The 14465-nt window shown below is 67.5% G+C and carries 15 protein-coding genes; 8 read left to right on the top strand and 7 right to left on the bottom strand.

All coding sequences use genetic code 11. From position 1 onward, the window contains the following. Positions 1-19 precede the first annotated feature (19 nt). Complete coding sequence (locus DIE04_RS15185) at positions 20-895, top strand: SDR family NAD(P)-dependent oxidoreductase (RefSeq protein WP_124522868.1); 876 nt, start codon at positions 20-22, stop codon at positions 893-895. 1 nt (position 896) lies between these two features. Continuing rightward, positions 897-1721: an SDR family NAD(P)-dependent oxidoreductase gene (locus DIE04_RS15180; protein ID WP_124522869.1), complete on the top strand. Its 825-nt coding sequence runs from the start codon at positions 897-899 to the stop codon at positions 1719-1721. Between the two features lie 55 nt (positions 1722-1776). Here DIE04_RS15180 and DIE04_RS15175 read toward each other — a convergent pair whose 3' ends face one another. The 4 genes from DIE04_RS15175 to DIE04_RS15160 all read right to left on the bottom strand — a co-directional run bounded on the left by DIE04_RS15175 (position 1777) and on the right by DIE04_RS15160 (position 4349). Then, positions 1777-2034, bottom strand: a complete 258-nt coding sequence (locus DIE04_RS15175) for a hypothetical protein (protein WP_124522870.1) — start codon at positions 2032-2034, stop codon at positions 1777-1779. 126 nt (positions 2035-2160) lie between these two features. Beyond that, a complete protein-coding gene (locus DIE04_RS15170) occupies positions 2161-3135 on the bottom strand; it encodes a threo-3-hydroxy-L-aspartate ammonia-lyase (protein ID WP_124522871.1) in 975 nt (324 codons plus the stop codon). A 57-nt stretch (positions 3136-3192) separates the two neighbouring features. Continuing rightward, on the bottom strand, positions 3193-3831 hold the full coding sequence (locus tag DIE04_RS15165; protein WP_124522873.1) for a transcriptional regulator: 639 nt from the start codon (positions 3829-3831) through the stop codon (positions 3193-3195). Continuing rightward, positions 3828-4349 (bottom strand): YbaK/prolyl-tRNA synthetase associated domain-containing protein, encoded by a 522-nt coding sequence (locus DIE04_RS15160; protein ID WP_124522874.1) that lies wholly within the window; start codon positions 4347-4349, stop codon positions 3828-3830. Before DIE04_RS15160 ends, DIE04_RS15165 begins: the two co-directional genes overlap by 4 nt. 412 nt (positions 4350-4761) lie before the next feature. On the opposite strand from DIE04_RS15160, the gene DIE04_RS15155 reads away from it, so the two are divergent. Further along, positions 4762-6348: an isocitrate lyase gene (locus DIE04_RS15155; RefSeq protein WP_124522875.1), complete on the top strand. Its 1587-nt coding sequence runs from the start codon at positions 4762-4764 to the stop codon at positions 6346-6348. 64 nt (positions 6349-6412) lie between these two features. Here the strand turns inward: DIE04_RS15155 and DIE04_RS15150 are convergent, their stop codons facing one another. Both DIE04_RS15150 and DIE04_RS15145 read right to left on the bottom strand, forming a co-directional pair. Beyond that, positions 6413-7129 carry an EthD domain-containing protein gene (locus tag DIE04_RS15150; RefSeq protein WP_124522877.1) on the bottom strand — a complete coding sequence of 239 codons (717 nt, stop codon included), beginning with the start codon at positions 7127-7129 and terminating at the stop codon, positions 6413-6415. Positions 7130-7181: 52 nt separating this feature from the next. After that, complete coding sequence (locus DIE04_RS15145) at positions 7182-7703, bottom strand: nuclear transport factor 2 family protein (RefSeq protein ID WP_124522879.1); 522 nt, start codon at positions 7701-7703, stop codon at positions 7182-7184. 210 nt (positions 7704-7913) lie between these two features. Between DIE04_RS15145 and DIE04_RS15140 the strand changes: the two genes are divergently transcribed. The 5 genes from DIE04_RS15140 to DIE04_RS15115 all read left to right on the top strand — a co-directional run bounded on the left by DIE04_RS15140 (position 7914) and on the right by DIE04_RS15115 (position 13413). Beyond that, on the top strand, positions 7914-8414 hold the full coding sequence (locus DIE04_RS15140; RefSeq protein WP_124484721.1) for a nuclear transport factor 2 family protein: 501 nt from the start codon (positions 7914-7916) through the stop codon (positions 8412-8414). A gap of 57 nt (positions 8415-8471) precedes the next feature. Continuing rightward, positions 8472-9338 (top strand): SDR family NAD(P)-dependent oxidoreductase, encoded by an 867-nt coding sequence (locus tag DIE04_RS15135; RefSeq protein WP_124522881.1) that lies wholly within the window; start codon positions 8472-8474, stop codon positions 9336-9338. 9 nt (positions 9339-9347) lie between these two features. Next, on the top strand, positions 9348-10103 hold the full coding sequence (locus DIE04_RS15130) for an SDR family NAD(P)-dependent oxidoreductase (protein ID WP_124522882.1): 756 nt from the start codon (positions 9348-9350) through the stop codon (positions 10101-10103). 143 nt (positions 10104-10246) lie between these two features. Then, entirely contained in the window at positions 10247-11023 is a 777-nt protein-coding gene (locus DIE04_RS15125; RefSeq protein WP_124573106.1) for a glucose 1-dehydrogenase, read from the top strand. Positions 11024-11547: 524 nt separating this feature from the next. Next, positions 11548-13413: a phosphoenolpyruvate carboxykinase (GTP) gene (locus DIE04_RS15115; protein ID WP_124522884.1), complete on the top strand. Its 1866-nt coding sequence runs from the start codon at positions 11548-11550 to the stop codon at positions 13411-13413. Positions 13414-13552: 139 nt separating this feature from the next. On the opposite strand, the gene DIE04_RS15110 is transcribed toward DIE04_RS15115, so the two are convergent. Next, complete coding sequence (locus DIE04_RS15110; RefSeq protein WP_124522885.1) at positions 13553-14458, bottom strand: NAD-dependent epimerase/dehydratase family protein; 906 nt, start codon at positions 14456-14458, stop codon at positions 13553-13555. Between the last annotated feature and the right edge of the window lie 7 nt (positions 14459-14465).

Raw genomic sequence — 14465 nt, 5'->3', positions numbered from 1 at the left:
CACCTACACCGGAGACATCATGACCGACCACCGAACCGCGACGCTCGCGGGCAAATGCGCGCTCGTGACGGGCGCGAGCCGCGGCATCGGCCGCGCGATCGCGCAGCGCCTCGCAGCCGAAGGCGCGACCGTCGTCGTGACGGCGCGCAGCCTCACGCACTCGGCGACGACCGCCGGCACGCTCGCCGAAACGGTCGCGCTGATCGAGCAGGCCGGCGGCCGTGCGATCGCGCTCGCGGCGGACTTGTCGAAGCCGGCCGAGCGCGATGCGCTCGTCGCGCGCGCGGCCGAAGCGGCCGGCGGCCTCGACATCCTCGTAAACAACGCGGGCGTGGCCGACTACGCGTGCGTCGACGCGATGCCGATGACGATGTTCGACGCGACGATCGAACACTACCTGCGCATTCCGTTCGCACTGAGCCAGGCCGCGATTCCGCTGATGCGCGCGCGCGGCGCCGGCTGGATCGTGAACGTCGGCTCGGTCACCGCGCTCGCACCGCTGCGGCCGTTCGACGACTTCGCGCGCGCGGGCGGCGCGACCGTCTATGCGGCGGTCAAGGCCGCGCTGTCGCGTTTCACGCAGGGGCTCGCAGCCGAACTCGAAGCCGACGGCATCGCGGTGAACCTGGTCGCGCCGAGCACCGCGATCCGCACGCCGGGCGCGGCCCGCTATATCCCCGAAGGCTATCCGACCGAGGACGTCGCGTATCTGGCGGAAACCGCGCTCGCCCTGTGCAGCCTGCCGGCGCGCGAGCGCACGGGCCTCGTCACGCACAGCCTGCATTTTCCGCTGTCGCAGGGGCTCGCGGTGCGCTCGCTCGACGGCCGCACGCCGTTGCCGCCGCCCGAGATTCCGGCGTACGCGCATCCCCATATCGACCCGGCAGGACTGTGACATGACGAACCCGATTCGCTTCGACGGCGGCACCGCCGTGATCACCGGCGCGGCCAGCGGCATCGGCAGCGGGCTCGCGCGCCACGCGGCCGCGCTCGGGATGCGCGTGGTGCTGGCCGACCTCGACCCGGCGAAGCTCGACGCGTTCGCCGCGACGCTCGACACCGACGTGCTGTGCGTGCCGACCGACGTGAGCCGCCCGGAAGCCGTCGACGCGCTGGCCGACGCCGCCTGGCGGCGCTTCGGCGGCGTCGACCTGCTGTTCAACAACGCGGGCGTGATGGCGACCGGCTTCAGCTGGGAAATCACGCCGGAGCGCTTCGAGCGCAGCGTCGCGATCAACGTGCACGGCGTGATGAACGGGATCCGCAGCTTCGTGCCGCGCATGCTCGAGCGCAACGTGCCGGCGCGCGTCGTCAATACCGCGTCGGTCGGCGGGTTCCTGCCGAGCCCGCTGATGTCGCCTTACTCGGCGACGAAATTCGCGGTGGTCGCGCTGACCGAATCGCTGTACGGCGAACTGAAGATGCTCGGCGCGCCGGTCGGCGTGTCGCTCCTCGCGCCGGGCCCGGTGCAGACGGGCATCTTCAACGACCCGTTCGGCGCCGCGCACGACCGGCCCGAAGTACAGGGCTTCGTCGATACGATGCGCGCGATGCTGAACGCGCACGGGCTCACGCCCGACGTGTTCGCGGCGCGCGCGTTCGACGGCATTCGCGACGGGCGCTACTGGCTGATTCCGCAGCCGGAGACGCTCGACGGCGCGCTGCAGCGGCGCACCGCGGACATCCTCGCCGCGCGCGATCCGTCGCTGCCGTCGTTGTGATGGCGTGACGCGGGCCGGCCGACCGACGCGGCCGGCTCACGCAGCGTGACCCGCGTTACATATGCATGCCGCCGTGCGTGCGGCCGCTCGGGTCGCCGCCGCGATCGGGCGGCGTATTGTTCTGATCGATCTTCGCGAGCACGAAGCCGGCATGCGGCAGCGCGGCGGGCGAACGGTGGGCTGCCTGCGCGACCGAGGCGTGCGGTGCGTGCAGCAGCGTGGCGGGAAAACCGAATGACGTCACGCCCGGTTGAGCGAACGCCGAAAGGGATGCTGCCGCGAGGGCGGCGGCGACGATCGCGTGCGTGTTCATGGTGACTCCTTCTTCACGACTGACTGCGGGACAACGCATTCAGTCTAGGGCGCGAAACTTAACGCGGCGTGAAGGAGCGGCGGCGCGCGGATGACAGGATGTTCATGCGGTCATCCGCGCGACGCATTACGCGGAGGCGGATACCAGCGCGCAGAAGTTCTCGAGATCGACGTTGCCGCCGCTGATCACGATGCCGACGCGCTTGCCTTGCAGTTCGTCCTTCATCCGGCGCGCGGCCGCGAACGACAGGCAGCCGGTCGGCTCGACGACAATCTTCATACGGGTCGCGAAGAAGCGCATGCAGTCGACCAGCTCCGCGTCGGTCGCGGTCAGGATGTCGTCGACGTCGCGCCGCAGGATCGGGAACGTCAGGTTGCCGAGGTGCTGCGTCTGCGCGCCGTCGGCGATCGTGCGCGGCGTGTCGATATGGACGATCGACCCGGACCGGAACGATTGCTGGCCGTCGTTGCCGGCTTCCGGCTCGACGCCGTACAGCTTCGCGTGCGGCGACAGCGCGCGCGTCGCGAGCGCCGTGCCCGACAGCAGGCCACCGCCGCCGAGCGGCGTGAAGACCGCGTCGAGCGGCCCGACTTCGTCGAACAGTTCCTTCGCCGCCGTGCCCTGGCCCGCGATCACGTCCGCGTGGTCGTAGGGTGGCACCAGCGTGAGCCCGTGTTTTTCCGCGAGTTCGCGGCCGATCTGCTCGCGGTCCTCGGTATAGCGGTCGTAGGTCACGACGTTGCCGCCGTAGCCGCGCGTCGCGGCCATCTTCGCGGCCGGCGCGTCCTGCGGCATCACGATCGTCGCGGGGATGCCGAGGATGCGCGCCGACAGCGCGATCGCCTGCGCATGGTTGCCGGACGAGAACGCGACGACGCCGTGGCGCCGCTGCGTCGCGTCGAAGCGCGACAACGCGTTGAACGCGCCGCGGAACTTGAACGCGCCCATGCGCTGCAGGTTCTCGCATTTGAAGAACACCTGCGCGCCGAGCGCTTCGTCGATCGTGCGCGACGTCATCACGGGCGTGCGGTGCGCGTGGCCGTCGAGCCGCGACGCGGCGGCCGCGACGTCGTCGTAGGTGGGGAGGGTCGGAGTGTTCATGAGTCGCTCGTCGGAAGAGTCAGTCAACAGGTAAGCGGGGCGCGCCGCGGGCACGCGTCATTTCGCATCGTTGTATACAGTGGCGCGCGACACGCCGAGGTGCTGCGCGACGATTTCCATCGCGCGGCGCACCTCGAGGAAGCCGTCCGCCTTCAGCGCCTGCATCAGCTCGCGGCGCTGGTCGGTCTTCAGCTCGCGCGGCGTGGTCGCGCGGCGCGTCGCGAACGCGTCGATGCGCTGCCGGATCGCGTCCGCGCCGGCCGGGTCGAGCGTTTCGGCGACCGGCGCGCCTTCGGTGCTGCAGAACTGGTTCAGCATCCCCTGGAAGCCGCGGAACAGCGTGACGTCCGCGTTCAGGCACAGCGCGGCCACATAGCGGCCGCCCGAGTCCTTGATGCCGATCGACGTGCTTTTCGCGGTGCGGCCGTCGGCGAAGCGGTTCGCGTAGTTCGCGAGCACCTGCGGGAAGTCGTCGTCCGCGATGCGGGCGAGCCCGAGTTCGGTCGCCGGATCGCCGATCGCGCGGCCCGACAGGTTGTTGTGGATCGCGAGGATCGCGTGCTCCGGCGTGCGCAGGTCGTGCACGACGACTTCGGTGAACGGCGCGAACATCGCGCCGAGCCCTTCGGCGATGCGCAGCACCTGCTCGATCAGCGACGCCTGTTCCGACTGCGGCCTGGGGCGGGGCGTGGTCATGCGCTGGCCTCGAGCACGGGCGCGCCGGTCGTTTCCGGCCGCGTGATGTCGGCCAGCAGCGGGCGGGCGATCCGCACGTAGTCGGACGCGTCGAGCACGACCGAGCGGTCGAGGCGGCCCGCATTGAACGCGATTTCGTCGTTGAGCTCGATCAGGGCAGGGTCGACGACGAGCGCCACGTTCGCGTCGAACACGAACGGCGGCACGGCGCCCATCACGCAGCGCGTGACCGCGGCAGCGAGTTCGGGCGGCGCGAGCGTCGCCTTGCGGCGGCCGACCGCGTCGGCGACCTTGCGGAAGTCGATCTTCAGGTGGCCGGGGATCACCGCGAGCGCGGTGGCGTCGCCGCCGTCCTTGAACGTGCAGAGCATCGCCTTCGCGCCCTGTTCGGGACGCGTGCCGCGAAGCGCGGCGATCGCGTCGGATTTGCCTTCGGCCGGGTGATCGAGCACGCGGAACCGCGCGCCCGAGGTGTTCAGCAGTTCGCACAGCGCGTCGAAGACGGGGTAGTCGCTCATGGGGTTGCAGGCAGGAGGGCGCGCATCGCGGTACGCGGGAACGGCGCCTGTCGGTTCGCCGTCGATGGATTGTCCAAGTATAGACGTTTTGTCATGTCGGTGGCAAAAGCGCGAAACATGAATCGCCGAGCCTGTCCTCCCACCAACTGCCGAAAGGCCGTTTCATATCGCGGAATGCGTGCCGAATTCCCGCTGCGTCATCTTCCCGCCGCTTGAAAACCTGTTTTGCATCGCAAAACGCGTCGCTTATCTCATTGAAAAACAAGCAGAATTTATATCTTATGTCTTATATAAGAGTTGCTCGACAGTGCGCCGCGTGGCGTTACCATTGAGTCCATGCAGTTCGCTTCGTCACACGGAGCGGGCACGCTGAACCCTTTACTCAAATGCGCTTCGTTCCCAGGAGATTGACATGTCCCAATATCAAGACGACATCAAGGCAGTGGCTGGCTTGAAGGAAAACCACGGCAGCGCGTGGAATGCCATCAGCCCCGAGTATGCGGCCCGCATGCGTGCCCAGAACAAGTTCAAGACGGGGCTCGACATCGCGAAGTACACCGCGAAGATCATGCGTGCCGACATGGCCGCGTACGATGCCGACCCGGCCAAGTACACGCAGTCGCTGGGTTGCTGGCACGGCTTCATCGGCCAGCAGAAGATGATTTCCATCAAGAAGCACTTCAACAGCACCGAACGCCGTTACCTGTACCTGTCCGGCTGGATGGTCGCCGCGCTGCGCTCGGAGTTCGGCCCGCTGCCGGACCAGTCGATGCACGAAAAGACCTCGGTCAGCGCGCTGATCCGCGAGCTGTACACGTTCCTGCGCCAGGCCGATGCACGTGAACTCGGCGGCCTGTTCCGCGAGCTCGATGCTGCGAAGGACGCCGCTGCCAAGGCCGCGATCCAGGAAAAGATCGACAACCACGTGACGCACGTCGTGCCGATCATCGCCGACATCGACGCCGGTTTCGGCAACGCGGAAGCGACCTACCTGCTGGCCAAGCAGTTCATCGAAGCGGGCGCGTGCTGCATCCAGATCGAGAACCAGGTGTCCGACGAGAAGCAGTGCGGCCACCAGGACGGCAAGGTCACGGTGCCGCACGAGGACTTCCTCGCGAAGATCCGCGCGATCCGCTACGCGTTCCTGGAACTGGGCGTGGACGACGGCATCATCGTCGCCCGTACCGACTCGCTCGGCGCCGGCCTGACCAAGCAGATCGCCGTGACCAACACGCCGGGCGACCTGGGCGACCAGTACAACGCGTTCCTCGACTGCGAGGAACTGTCGGCCGACCAGCTGGGCAACGGTGACGTCGTCATCAAGCGCGACGGCAAGCTGCTGCGTCCGAAGCGCCTGCCGAGCAACCTGTTCCAGTTCCGCGCCGGCACGGGCGAAGCACGCTGCGTGCTCGACTGCATCACGTCGCTGCAGAACGGCGCCGACCTGCTGTGGATCGAAACCGAAAAGCCGCACATCGCGCAGATCGGCGGCATGGTCAGCGAAATCCGCAAGGTCATCCCGAACGCGAAGCTGGTGTACAACAACAGCCCGTCGTTCAACTGGACGCTGAACTTCCGTCAGCAGGCATATGACGCGCTGAAGGCCGCGGGCAAGGACGTGTCGGCCTACGACCGCGCGCAGCTGATGAGCGTCGAGTACGATGAGACCGAACTGGCCAAGCTCGCCGACGAGAAGATCCGCACGTTCCAGGCCGATGCATCGCGCGAAGCCGGCATCTTCCATCACCTGATCACGCTGCCGACGTACCACACGGCCGCGCTGTCGACCGACAACCTCGCGAAGGAATACTTCGGCGACCAGGGCATGCTCGGTTACGTGGCCGGCGTGCAGCGCAAGGAAATCCGCCAGGGCATCGCGTGCGTCAAGCACCAGAACATGTCCGGCTCGGATATCGGCGACGACCACAAGGAATACTTCAGCGGCGAAGCAGCGCTGAAGGCGGCGGGCAAGGACAACACGATGAACCAGTTCTCGTAATCGTCATACCCGCGGCACGACGCCAACCCGTTCATGACGGGTTGGCGTTTTTTTTATCCGCGTTTTATCCGCGCACCGCCTTCACGACGTACTGGCTCGTCGGCACCACGTCGATCTTGTCGAAGTCGATGAAGCGTCCGCAGCTGTCCATCATCTCCGCGACGTTGCGCTGGAATTTCTCCTCGTCGCCGACCGCATCGAAGAACGCGTACGGATCGGTCATCGCCGCGGCCGGGAAGCACTCCTCGACGATCGCGTCGTAGCCGGGCGCCGCATGCGTGAGCGCGCGCACGACCACGTTCTGCACGTACAGGAAGTTATCCTGAGTATCGATCGCGACGCGCGTGTGATGGCCGTTCCACACATCGAGCCACGCTTCGTGCGTGAGGCGCGGCGGGCGCTTCAGGAACGCGAGCTGCGAGAAGCCGCTGGTGCGCTCGCCGGGCCGCGCCGGAAAGCGCGTGTTCGGAATCGGCTGCGATTCGGTGACCAGATACGCGGCCATGTGCGGGACGGCCGCGCGCACCGCGTCGTCGAACGGTTGGCGGAACATCGGGTTCGCACTGTCGATCCATACCGCTACGATGCCGTCGATGCCCGGGTGCGTGTTGGTCTGCTTGAGGCCGGCGGCCGGCGCGACGTCGGCGTCGGCGACGTTCACCTGCACGCCGTGCGCGCCGAGCGACAGCAGCTTGTCGGCGAGCTGCGCGCGCACGCTGCGGCTCCACGGCTCGGGCGCGGCCTGCGCGTCGCGCCACAACACGTAAATGACTTTCTCCATTGCTCCGGCTCCAGGGGGGGAATGACGGGATCGGCGGCGCTGCCGCCGGGTTTCAGGAAGCGTTGACGGCCGAATCGGCCGGGCGCGTTGCGTCGTGCGCGTGCGGCGCGAAGCGGTTCGCGGTCAGCGTGAACGACGGCGGAATCGGCGATGTGACGGTTTCGAACAGGCGCTCGTGACGCGTCGCGTGAATGCGCCACACACCGTCGTGCTTCACGTACTGGTCGTCGTAGAACGCGGTGCCGTGCACCAGGTAGTCATCCTCGAGATTGATCGCGTGATCCTCGAGAAACCACACGCCGCACGCGTGACCGGCGGACACCAGCGTGAGCTCGGGATGATGGCCGTGATGCATCGTCAGGAAGGTCGGCTTGCCGATCAGCGCACGCAGGCTCGACACGAATGCGTCGCGGCCGTCGTACGCATAGCGGCCGCCTTGCAGGCGCACCTCGCAATCCCCGGTCAAGCATTGTTCGAGCAACGCCCAGTCGTGCGTGTCGATCGCGCGGAAATACCGGTACTTCAGCTGGCGGATCTGCTCGTACTCGTAGAGCGTGCGGGTCGTCTCGTCCATCGCCGTGTCTCGTGGTGGTGTCGTCCGATCTTAGGAACGAAGCCACTCATGTCACATCGTCTGTTCGGACGAACGCCGCGACGGCCGCGTGCATCTCCGCCGCCACGGACCATCGAGGTTCATCCAAACAGGTGATGGCCGGCCATTCGTGCGGCTGTAACGTGGCGTCGACGCGGCTTCGATCCGCGCACACGAGACCAAGGAGACGGCATGACCCCGATCGAACGAATGGAAGTGCGCGTGCGCAGGCTCGAGGACGCCGACGCGATTCGCCAGCTGAAGGCCCGCTACTTCACGTGCTGCGACCGGAAGGATCCGCAAGGGATGCGCGATTGTTTCGCGCCCGGCACCGTGCACATCGACTATGGCCGGATCGGCACGTTCGAGCATCGCGACGCGCTCGTCGACGTGTTCGAGCGGCTCGGCTGCCACCCGCACATCGTCGAGATGCACCACGGCGTGAATCCGCACATCACCGTGCTCGACGACACGCATGCGCGCGGCACGTGGGGCCTGCATTACCAGATGCTCGACACCGATGCGCGCACGCTCACGCAGCTCGGCGCGACCTACGACGATGAATACCGGAAGGTCGACGGCGAATGGAAGATCGCGGCCACGCGCTGCGTCGTCACGTCGACGCTGTCGGCCCGCTACGACGGCGATGCGCCTGGCGTGCTGTTCGCCGGCGCGCAGCCGCCTGCCGCATAACGAAACGACGCGCGCTCCCCGCGCCGGTCGAGAACATTCCCCCAGGAGACATCGAACATGACACAGAACCACGAGGCGCCGGTCGCCGTCGTGACGGGCGCGTCGCGCGGCGCAGGCAAGGGCATCGCGCGCGCGCTCGGCGCGGCCGGCATGACCGTCTACGTGACGGGCCGTTCGCAGCACGAAGGCGATGCGCCGCTGCCCGGCACGATCCACGAGACCGCGCGCGAGATCGACGCGCTCGGCGGCCGCGGGATCGCGGTCGCGTGCGACCACGCGGACGACGCGCAGGTGAAGGCGCTGTTCGAGCGTGTCGAACGGGAAAGCGGGCGGCTCGACATCCTCGTCAACAACGCGACGTACCTGCACGACCAGCTGATCCTGCCGGGCCCGTTCTGGGAGAAGTCGCTCGACCTCGTGAACATCCTCGACGTCGGGCTGCGTTCGGCCTATGTCGCGAGCTGGCATGCCGCGCCGCTGATGGCGAAGCGCCGCAGCGGGCTGATCGCGTTCACGTCGTCGTTCGGCGCGAGCTGCTACATGCACGGCGCCGCGTACGGCGCGCAGAAATCCGGTGTCGACAAGTTCGCGAAGGACATGGCGGTCGACTTGAAGCCGTTCGACGTCGCGGCCGTGTCGATCTGGATGGGGCCGCTGCGCACCGAGCGCACGACGCGCGTGTGGGACGAGCATCCGGACCTGTACAAGGAATTCTCGCTCGTCGCCGAAAGCCCGGAATTCACCGGCCGCGTGATTCATGCGATCCACGCCGATCCGCAGCGCATGGCGCTGTCCGGGCAGGTGCTGGTCGGCGCGGAAGCCGCGCTGCAGTACGGCATTTCTGATCTCGACGGCAAACAGCCGCCGTCGTACCGCGAACTGCTCGGCGGCCCCGTGCAGGCGCATCCGGCAATCGTCGCTTAAGGAGCGCGCATGGGCATGCTCAAGGGCAAGGTCGCGCTCGTGACGGGCGCGGGGCAGGGCGTCGGGCAAGGTGTCGCGCACGCGCTCGCAGCCGAAGGCGCGCAGGTGGCCGTGGTCGGCCGCACACGCGACAAGCTGGTCGCGACGTGCGATGCGATTCGCGCACGCGGCGGGGTCGCGGAGCCGTTCGTGTGCGACGTGATGGACGCCGCGCAGATCGCGCAGTGCGTCGATGCCGTGGTGGAGCGTTTTCGCGGCGTGCAGATCCTGATCAACAACGCGCAGGTCGTACCGCTCGGCCGCCTGCTCGACGTGACCGACGCGGATTTTCTCGCGGGCCTCGAATCGGGGCCGATCGCCACGCTGCGGATGATGCGTGCGTGTCATCCGCATCTGAAGGGCGATGGCGTGATCGTCAATTTCGCATCGTCGGCCGCGGTGCGCTGGGACACGTCGGGTTACGGCGCCTATGCGGCAACCAAGGAAGCGATTCGTGCGCTCACGCGTGCGGCGGCATGCGAATGGGGCGCCGACGGCATCCGCGTGAACGCGGTCGCGCCGCATGCGCTGTCGCCGGGGCTGAAGGGCTGGGTCGACGCGAACCCGGACGAGGCCGCGGCGTTCTTCCGCACGATCCCGCTCGGCCGCGTCGGCGACTGCGAGCAGGACATCGGGCGCGCGATCGTGTTTCTCGCGAGCCGCGATGCGGCCTACCTGACGGGCGCGACGCTGCCGCTCGACGGCGGGCAGGCGTACTGGGGCTGACGGCTGGCGCGGGATCGCCGCGTCGTCGTCAGCTCGTGATCGGCCGCGCACCGGCGTGCAGCCGGGCGTCGCGGCCGGCGAACGGAACTGGAACTGGAACCGGAACCGGAACTGAAATCGAAACGCATCGGAGAGAGAACGACATGAGTCGACTGGAAGGAAAGGTAGCGATCGTCACGGGCGGCGCGCGCGGAATGGGCGCGGCGACGTGCAGGCTGTTCGTCGAAGCGGGCGCGCGCGTCGTGATCGCCGACGTGCTCGACGCGGAAGGCGAGGCGCTTGCGCGCGAGCTCGGCGACGCCGCGCGCTTCATGCGGCTCGACGTGGCCGACGAAGCAAACTGGCAACGCGTGGCCGACGCGACCGTCGAGCAGTTCGGCCGCATCGACGTGCTCGTCAACAACGCGGCGGTGCTGATGTTCGGCGCGATCACCGAGTTGTCGAAACGCGATTTCGAGCGTGCGGTGTCGATCAATCTTGTCGGCACGTTCGTCGGCATCCATACGATCGCGCCGCGCATGATCGCGCAAAAGCGCGGGTCGATCGTCAACATTTCGTCGGTGGACGGGCTGCGCGGCGTGAATGCGCTGGCCGCCTACGTCTCGAGCAAATGGGGCGTGCGCGGGCTGACGAAGGTGGCGGCGCTCGAACTCGGCCACCAGGGCGTGCGCGTGAATTCGATCCATCCCGGTGGCGTGAACACCGCGATGTCGAACCCGACCGGCGCGCCGCTCGACGAAGTCAACAAGCACTACACGCACGTGCCGCTGCAGCGGGTCGGCTTGCCTGAGGAAATCGCGCGCGCGACGCTGTTTCTCGCGAGCGACGAAGCGTCGTACTGCAACGGCGCCGAGCTGTCGGTCGACGGCGGGATGGCGGCGGGCGCGTATTACCCCGGATTGCCCGGCGCGCCGTTTTGAGCGGTAGCGTACACAACGCGTGCGCGACGGATGTTTGTGTACGCAACCTAATTCAGGGTTTGCCTGAGTAGCGAAAACGCGAATTCGGACGGCGACGGTTCGGGTGCATCGCATGCGAACCTGTCGCGCCGGATTTTGCGCTTTTGCGAAACCCTTGCCGGACGGACGTTCCAGCCGTTTCGGCCCCAAAGCGCACGCGGCGGCGCAAAAAAAGGACCTGCCGGCAAGCGGCGTGCCGGCGCGTCGACACAGTTGTTTCTTGTTGCAACGCAACGCCAGCCCAATAACGGCGATGGTATGCTGGCCGATATGGAGTTGTACGGCAGGTTGCTTGCATGGCGAAACTCGCGTTCGCTCACTCATACGAGACATCACATTCTCTCGCCCGCATCGCGGCATCGACACGCGCTCCGCTCGCGCGTCCCGCCTTGCGCGTCGCTTCAACCTGCGCTCCGACCGCATTCCCCATCTCGCGGGCTCGCCCCGCATCCCCCATCCCCGCCCAATAATCTGGAGACATTCCCATGTCGCAAAACTCTTTGGCCGAAGCGACGCACGGCCCGCTGATCGCTCCCCCGGCATACGTCAAACATCGCAAGCTGATCGACTGGGTATCGCGCATCGCGGCGCTGACGGAGCCCGAGCGTGTCGTCTGGTGCGACGGCTCGCAGGAAGAGAACGACGCGCTGTGCCAGGCGATGGTCGACCAGGGCACGCTCACGCGCCTGAACCCGGCGAAGCGCCCGAACTCGTATCTCGCGCAGTCCGATCCGTCCGACGTCGCGCGCGTCGAGGACCGCACCTTCATCTGCACCGAATCGCCCGACGACGTCGGCCCGACCAACAACTGGATCGCGCCGGAAGAAATGCGCGAGACGCTGAACGGCCTGTTCCGCGGCTCGATGCGCGGCCGCACGCTGTACGTCGTGCCGTTCTCGATGGGCCCGCTCGGCTCGCCGATCGCGCACGTCGGGGTCGAGCTGTCCGACAGCCCGTACGTGGCCGTGAACATGCGGATCATGACGCGCATGGGCCGCGAGGTGTATGACGTGCTCGGCGAGGACGGCGAATTCGTGCCGTGCGTGCACAGCGTCGGCCATCCGCTCGAAGCGGGCCAGAATGACGTGCCGTGGCCGTGCAACCCGGTCAAGTACATCGTGCATTTCCCCGATACGCGTGAAATCTGGAGCTTCGGCTCCGGCTATGGCGGCAACGCGCTGCTCGGCAAGAAGTGCTTCGCGCTGCGCATCGCGTCGACGATGGGCCGCGACCAGGGCTGGCTCGCCGAACACATGCTGATCCTCGGCGTGACGTCGCCGGCCGGCAAGAAGTATCACGTCGCGGCCGCGTTCCCGTCCGCGTGCGGCAAGACCAACTTCGCGATGCTGATCCCGCCGCAGGGCTTCGACGGCTGGAAGGTCACGACGATCGGCGACGACATCGCGTGGCTGAAGCCCGGCCGCGACGGGCGCCTGTATGCGATCAACCCGGAAGCCGGCTTCTTCGGCGTCGCGCCGGGCACCGGCGTGAAGACCAACCCGAATGCGATCTCGACGCTGAAGGAGAACGTGATCTTCACGAACGTCGCGCTGACGGAAGACGGCGACGTGTGGTGGGAAGGCCTGACCGACACGCCGCCCGCGAAGCTGAAGGACTGGCAGGGCAACCCGTGGACGCCGGAGATCGGCAAGGAAACGGGCCGCAAGGCCGCGCATCCGAACTCGCGCTTCACGGCGCCGGCATCGCAATGCCCGTCGATCGACGCGGACTGGGAGAACCCGGCCGGCGTGCCGATCGACGCGTTCATCTTCGGCGGCCGCCGCTCGACGACCGTGCCGCTCGTGACCGAGGCGCGCGACTGGGTCGAAGGCGTGTACATGGCCGCGACGATGGGCTCCGAGACGACCGCCGCCGCGGCCGGCCAGCAGGGTGTGGTGCGCCGCGACCCGTTCGCGATGCTGCCGTTCTGCGGCTACAACATGAGCGATTATTTCGCGCACTGGCTGAATCTCGGCAAGCAGCTCGAAGGCGCGGGCGCGAAACTGCCGAAGATCTACTGCGTGAACTGGTTCCGCAAGGACGCGAACGGCAAGTTCGTGTGGCCGGGCTTCGGCGAGAACATGCGCGTGCTGAAGTGGATGCTCGATCGCCTCGAAGGCAACGGCGGCGGCGGCGAACATGCGTTCGGCGTGTCGCCGGCGTATGACGACCTGCACTGGGACGGGCTCGACTTCACGCGCGAGCAGTTCGAGGCGGTCACGTCGATGAATGCAGGCGAATGGCGCGAGGAACTGAAGCTGCATGCGGCGCTGTTCGACACGCTGAAGCTGCGTCTGCCGGCGGAGTTGACCGAGACGATGAAGAACATCGAACAGCGTATCGGCGGCTGACGATGCGAGTCGAAGTCACGCAGTAACGACGTAACGCCGTTGTGGCATGAACGTCCCGCCGCCGGCATGCATCGCCGGTGGCGGGACGTTTTCGCTTCTGCTTCGTTTCAGCGTCGCGCGTGCAACGCCGGCCGTGCGCTTACGCGCCGCACTGCGCGACCACTTCGTTCACCGCGCGCTGCACATCGCCGCGCCGATAGCGCAGCAGCGCGATATCGGCCGGGTCCGGCTCGTACGCCACGACGTTGCCGCGCCCCGTATAGATCGCGATGTCCGGCAGCAGCGGATGCTCCTGGTCGAGCGACGGCACCGGCTGCGGATTGCCGGCCGCGCGAAAGAACGCCGCGAAGTAGTCGGCGAAGCTCAGGTTCTCGTCGCCGACGAGATAGGCCTTGCCGGATTCGCCGCGTTGCAGCGCGCCCAAGATCGCTTCCGACAGCGATTGCGTCGAGATGAAGTTGCTGCCGCCGGCCGGCCCGTACACCGGCAGGCCCGCGAGCTTGCCCTGCGCATAGCCCGTGTACGCGGCGAACATCTCGTTGCGCAGCCCCGGCACCGAGCCGACCACGAACGGCGCGTTCACGCTGCATACCGCGAACGACGGCGATGCGAGCGCGCGCACGCGTTCGTCGGCGAGATGGCGCGAGCGCACGTACGGCACCGTGTCGACGAGCGCCGGCGCGACCTGCGGATAGAAGCTGCCGACCAGCACCGCGCGCTTTACACCCGCGTCGCGCGCGAGCGCGAAGAAGCGCGGCACCGCGTCGACGTTCGCGCGTTCCCAGTGCGCGGCTTCGTCGGTGCCGGGCGGCAGGTGGCGAATGTCGTTGCCGGCCGCGAACACGACCGCGTCGAATGGCGCGAGATCGTCGCGCGTGAAGTTGCCGGCCACGTAGTCGCGCAGCAGCACGTCGAATTGCGCGAGCGCGCTGCCCGGCGCGGGCGGCTTGCGCGCGGCGAGCGTCACGTCGTTGCCTTGCGCGCGCAGATGCAATGCGGCGTGGCCGCCGATGAGGCCGGTACCGCCGATGATCAGGATTTTCATGGTGTCT

The sequence above is a fragment of the Burkholderia sp. Bp8994 genome, from assembly GCF_003853805.1.
Lineage (GTDB): Bacteria > Pseudomonadota > Gammaproteobacteria > Burkholderiales > Burkholderiaceae > Burkholderia.
The sequence above is the reverse complement of the archived record's forward strand: the minus strand, read 5'-3'. Positions and strand labels throughout refer to the sequence as shown.

Bases quoted from the DNA above. Each gene is read 5' to 3' on its own strand.
- DIE04_RS15185 (WP_124522868.1), top strand. From the start codon at position 20: ATGACCGACCACCGAACCGCGACGCTCGCGGGCAAATGCGCGCTCGTG.
- DIE04_RS15180 (WP_124522869.1), top strand. From the start codon at position 897: ATGACGAACCCGATTCGCTTCGACGGCGGCACCGCCGTGATCACCGGC.
- DIE04_RS15175 (WP_124522870.1), bottom strand. From the start codon at position 2,034: ATGAACACGCACGCGATCGTCGCCGCCGCCCTCGCGGCAGCATCCCTT.
- DIE04_RS15170 (WP_124522871.1), bottom strand. From the start codon at position 3,135: ATGAACACTCCGACCCTCCCCACCTACGACGACGTCGCGGCCGCCGCG.
- DIE04_RS15165 (WP_124522873.1), bottom strand. From the start codon at position 3,831: ATGACCACGCCCCGCCCCAGGCCGCAGTCGGAACAGGCGTCGCTGATC.
- DIE04_RS15160 (WP_124522874.1), bottom strand. From the start codon at position 4,349: ATGAGCGACTACCCCGTCTTCGACGCGCTGTGCGAACTGCTGAACACC.
- DIE04_RS15155 (WP_124522875.1), top strand. From the start codon at position 4,762: ATGTCCCAATATCAAGACGACATCAAGGCAGTGGCTGGCTTGAAGGAA.
- DIE04_RS15150 (WP_124522877.1), bottom strand. From the start codon at position 7,129: ATGGAGAAAGTCATTTACGTGTTGTGGCGCGACGCGCAGGCCGCGCCC.
- DIE04_RS15145 (WP_124522879.1), bottom strand. From the start codon at position 7,703: ATGGACGAGACGACCCGCACGCTCTACGAGTACGAGCAGATCCGCCAG.
- DIE04_RS15140 (WP_124484721.1), top strand. From the start codon at position 7,914: ATGACCCCGATCGAACGAATGGAAGTGCGCGTGCGCAGGCTCGAGGAC.
- DIE04_RS15135 (WP_124522881.1), top strand. From the start codon at position 8,472: ATGACACAGAACCACGAGGCGCCGGTCGCCGTCGTGACGGGCGCGTCG.
- DIE04_RS15130 (WP_124522882.1), top strand. From the start codon at position 9,348: ATGGGCATGCTCAAGGGCAAGGTCGCGCTCGTGACGGGCGCGGGGCAG.
- DIE04_RS15125 (WP_124573106.1), top strand. From the start codon at position 10,247: ATGAGTCGACTGGAAGGAAAGGTAGCGATCGTCACGGGCGGCGCGCGC.
- DIE04_RS15115 (WP_124522884.1), top strand. From the start codon at position 11,548: ATGTCGCAAAACTCTTTGGCCGAAGCGACGCACGGCCCGCTGATCGCT.
- DIE04_RS15110 (WP_124522885.1), bottom strand. From the start codon at position 14,458: ATGAAAATCCTGATCATCGGCGGTACCGGCCTCATCGGCGGCCACGCC.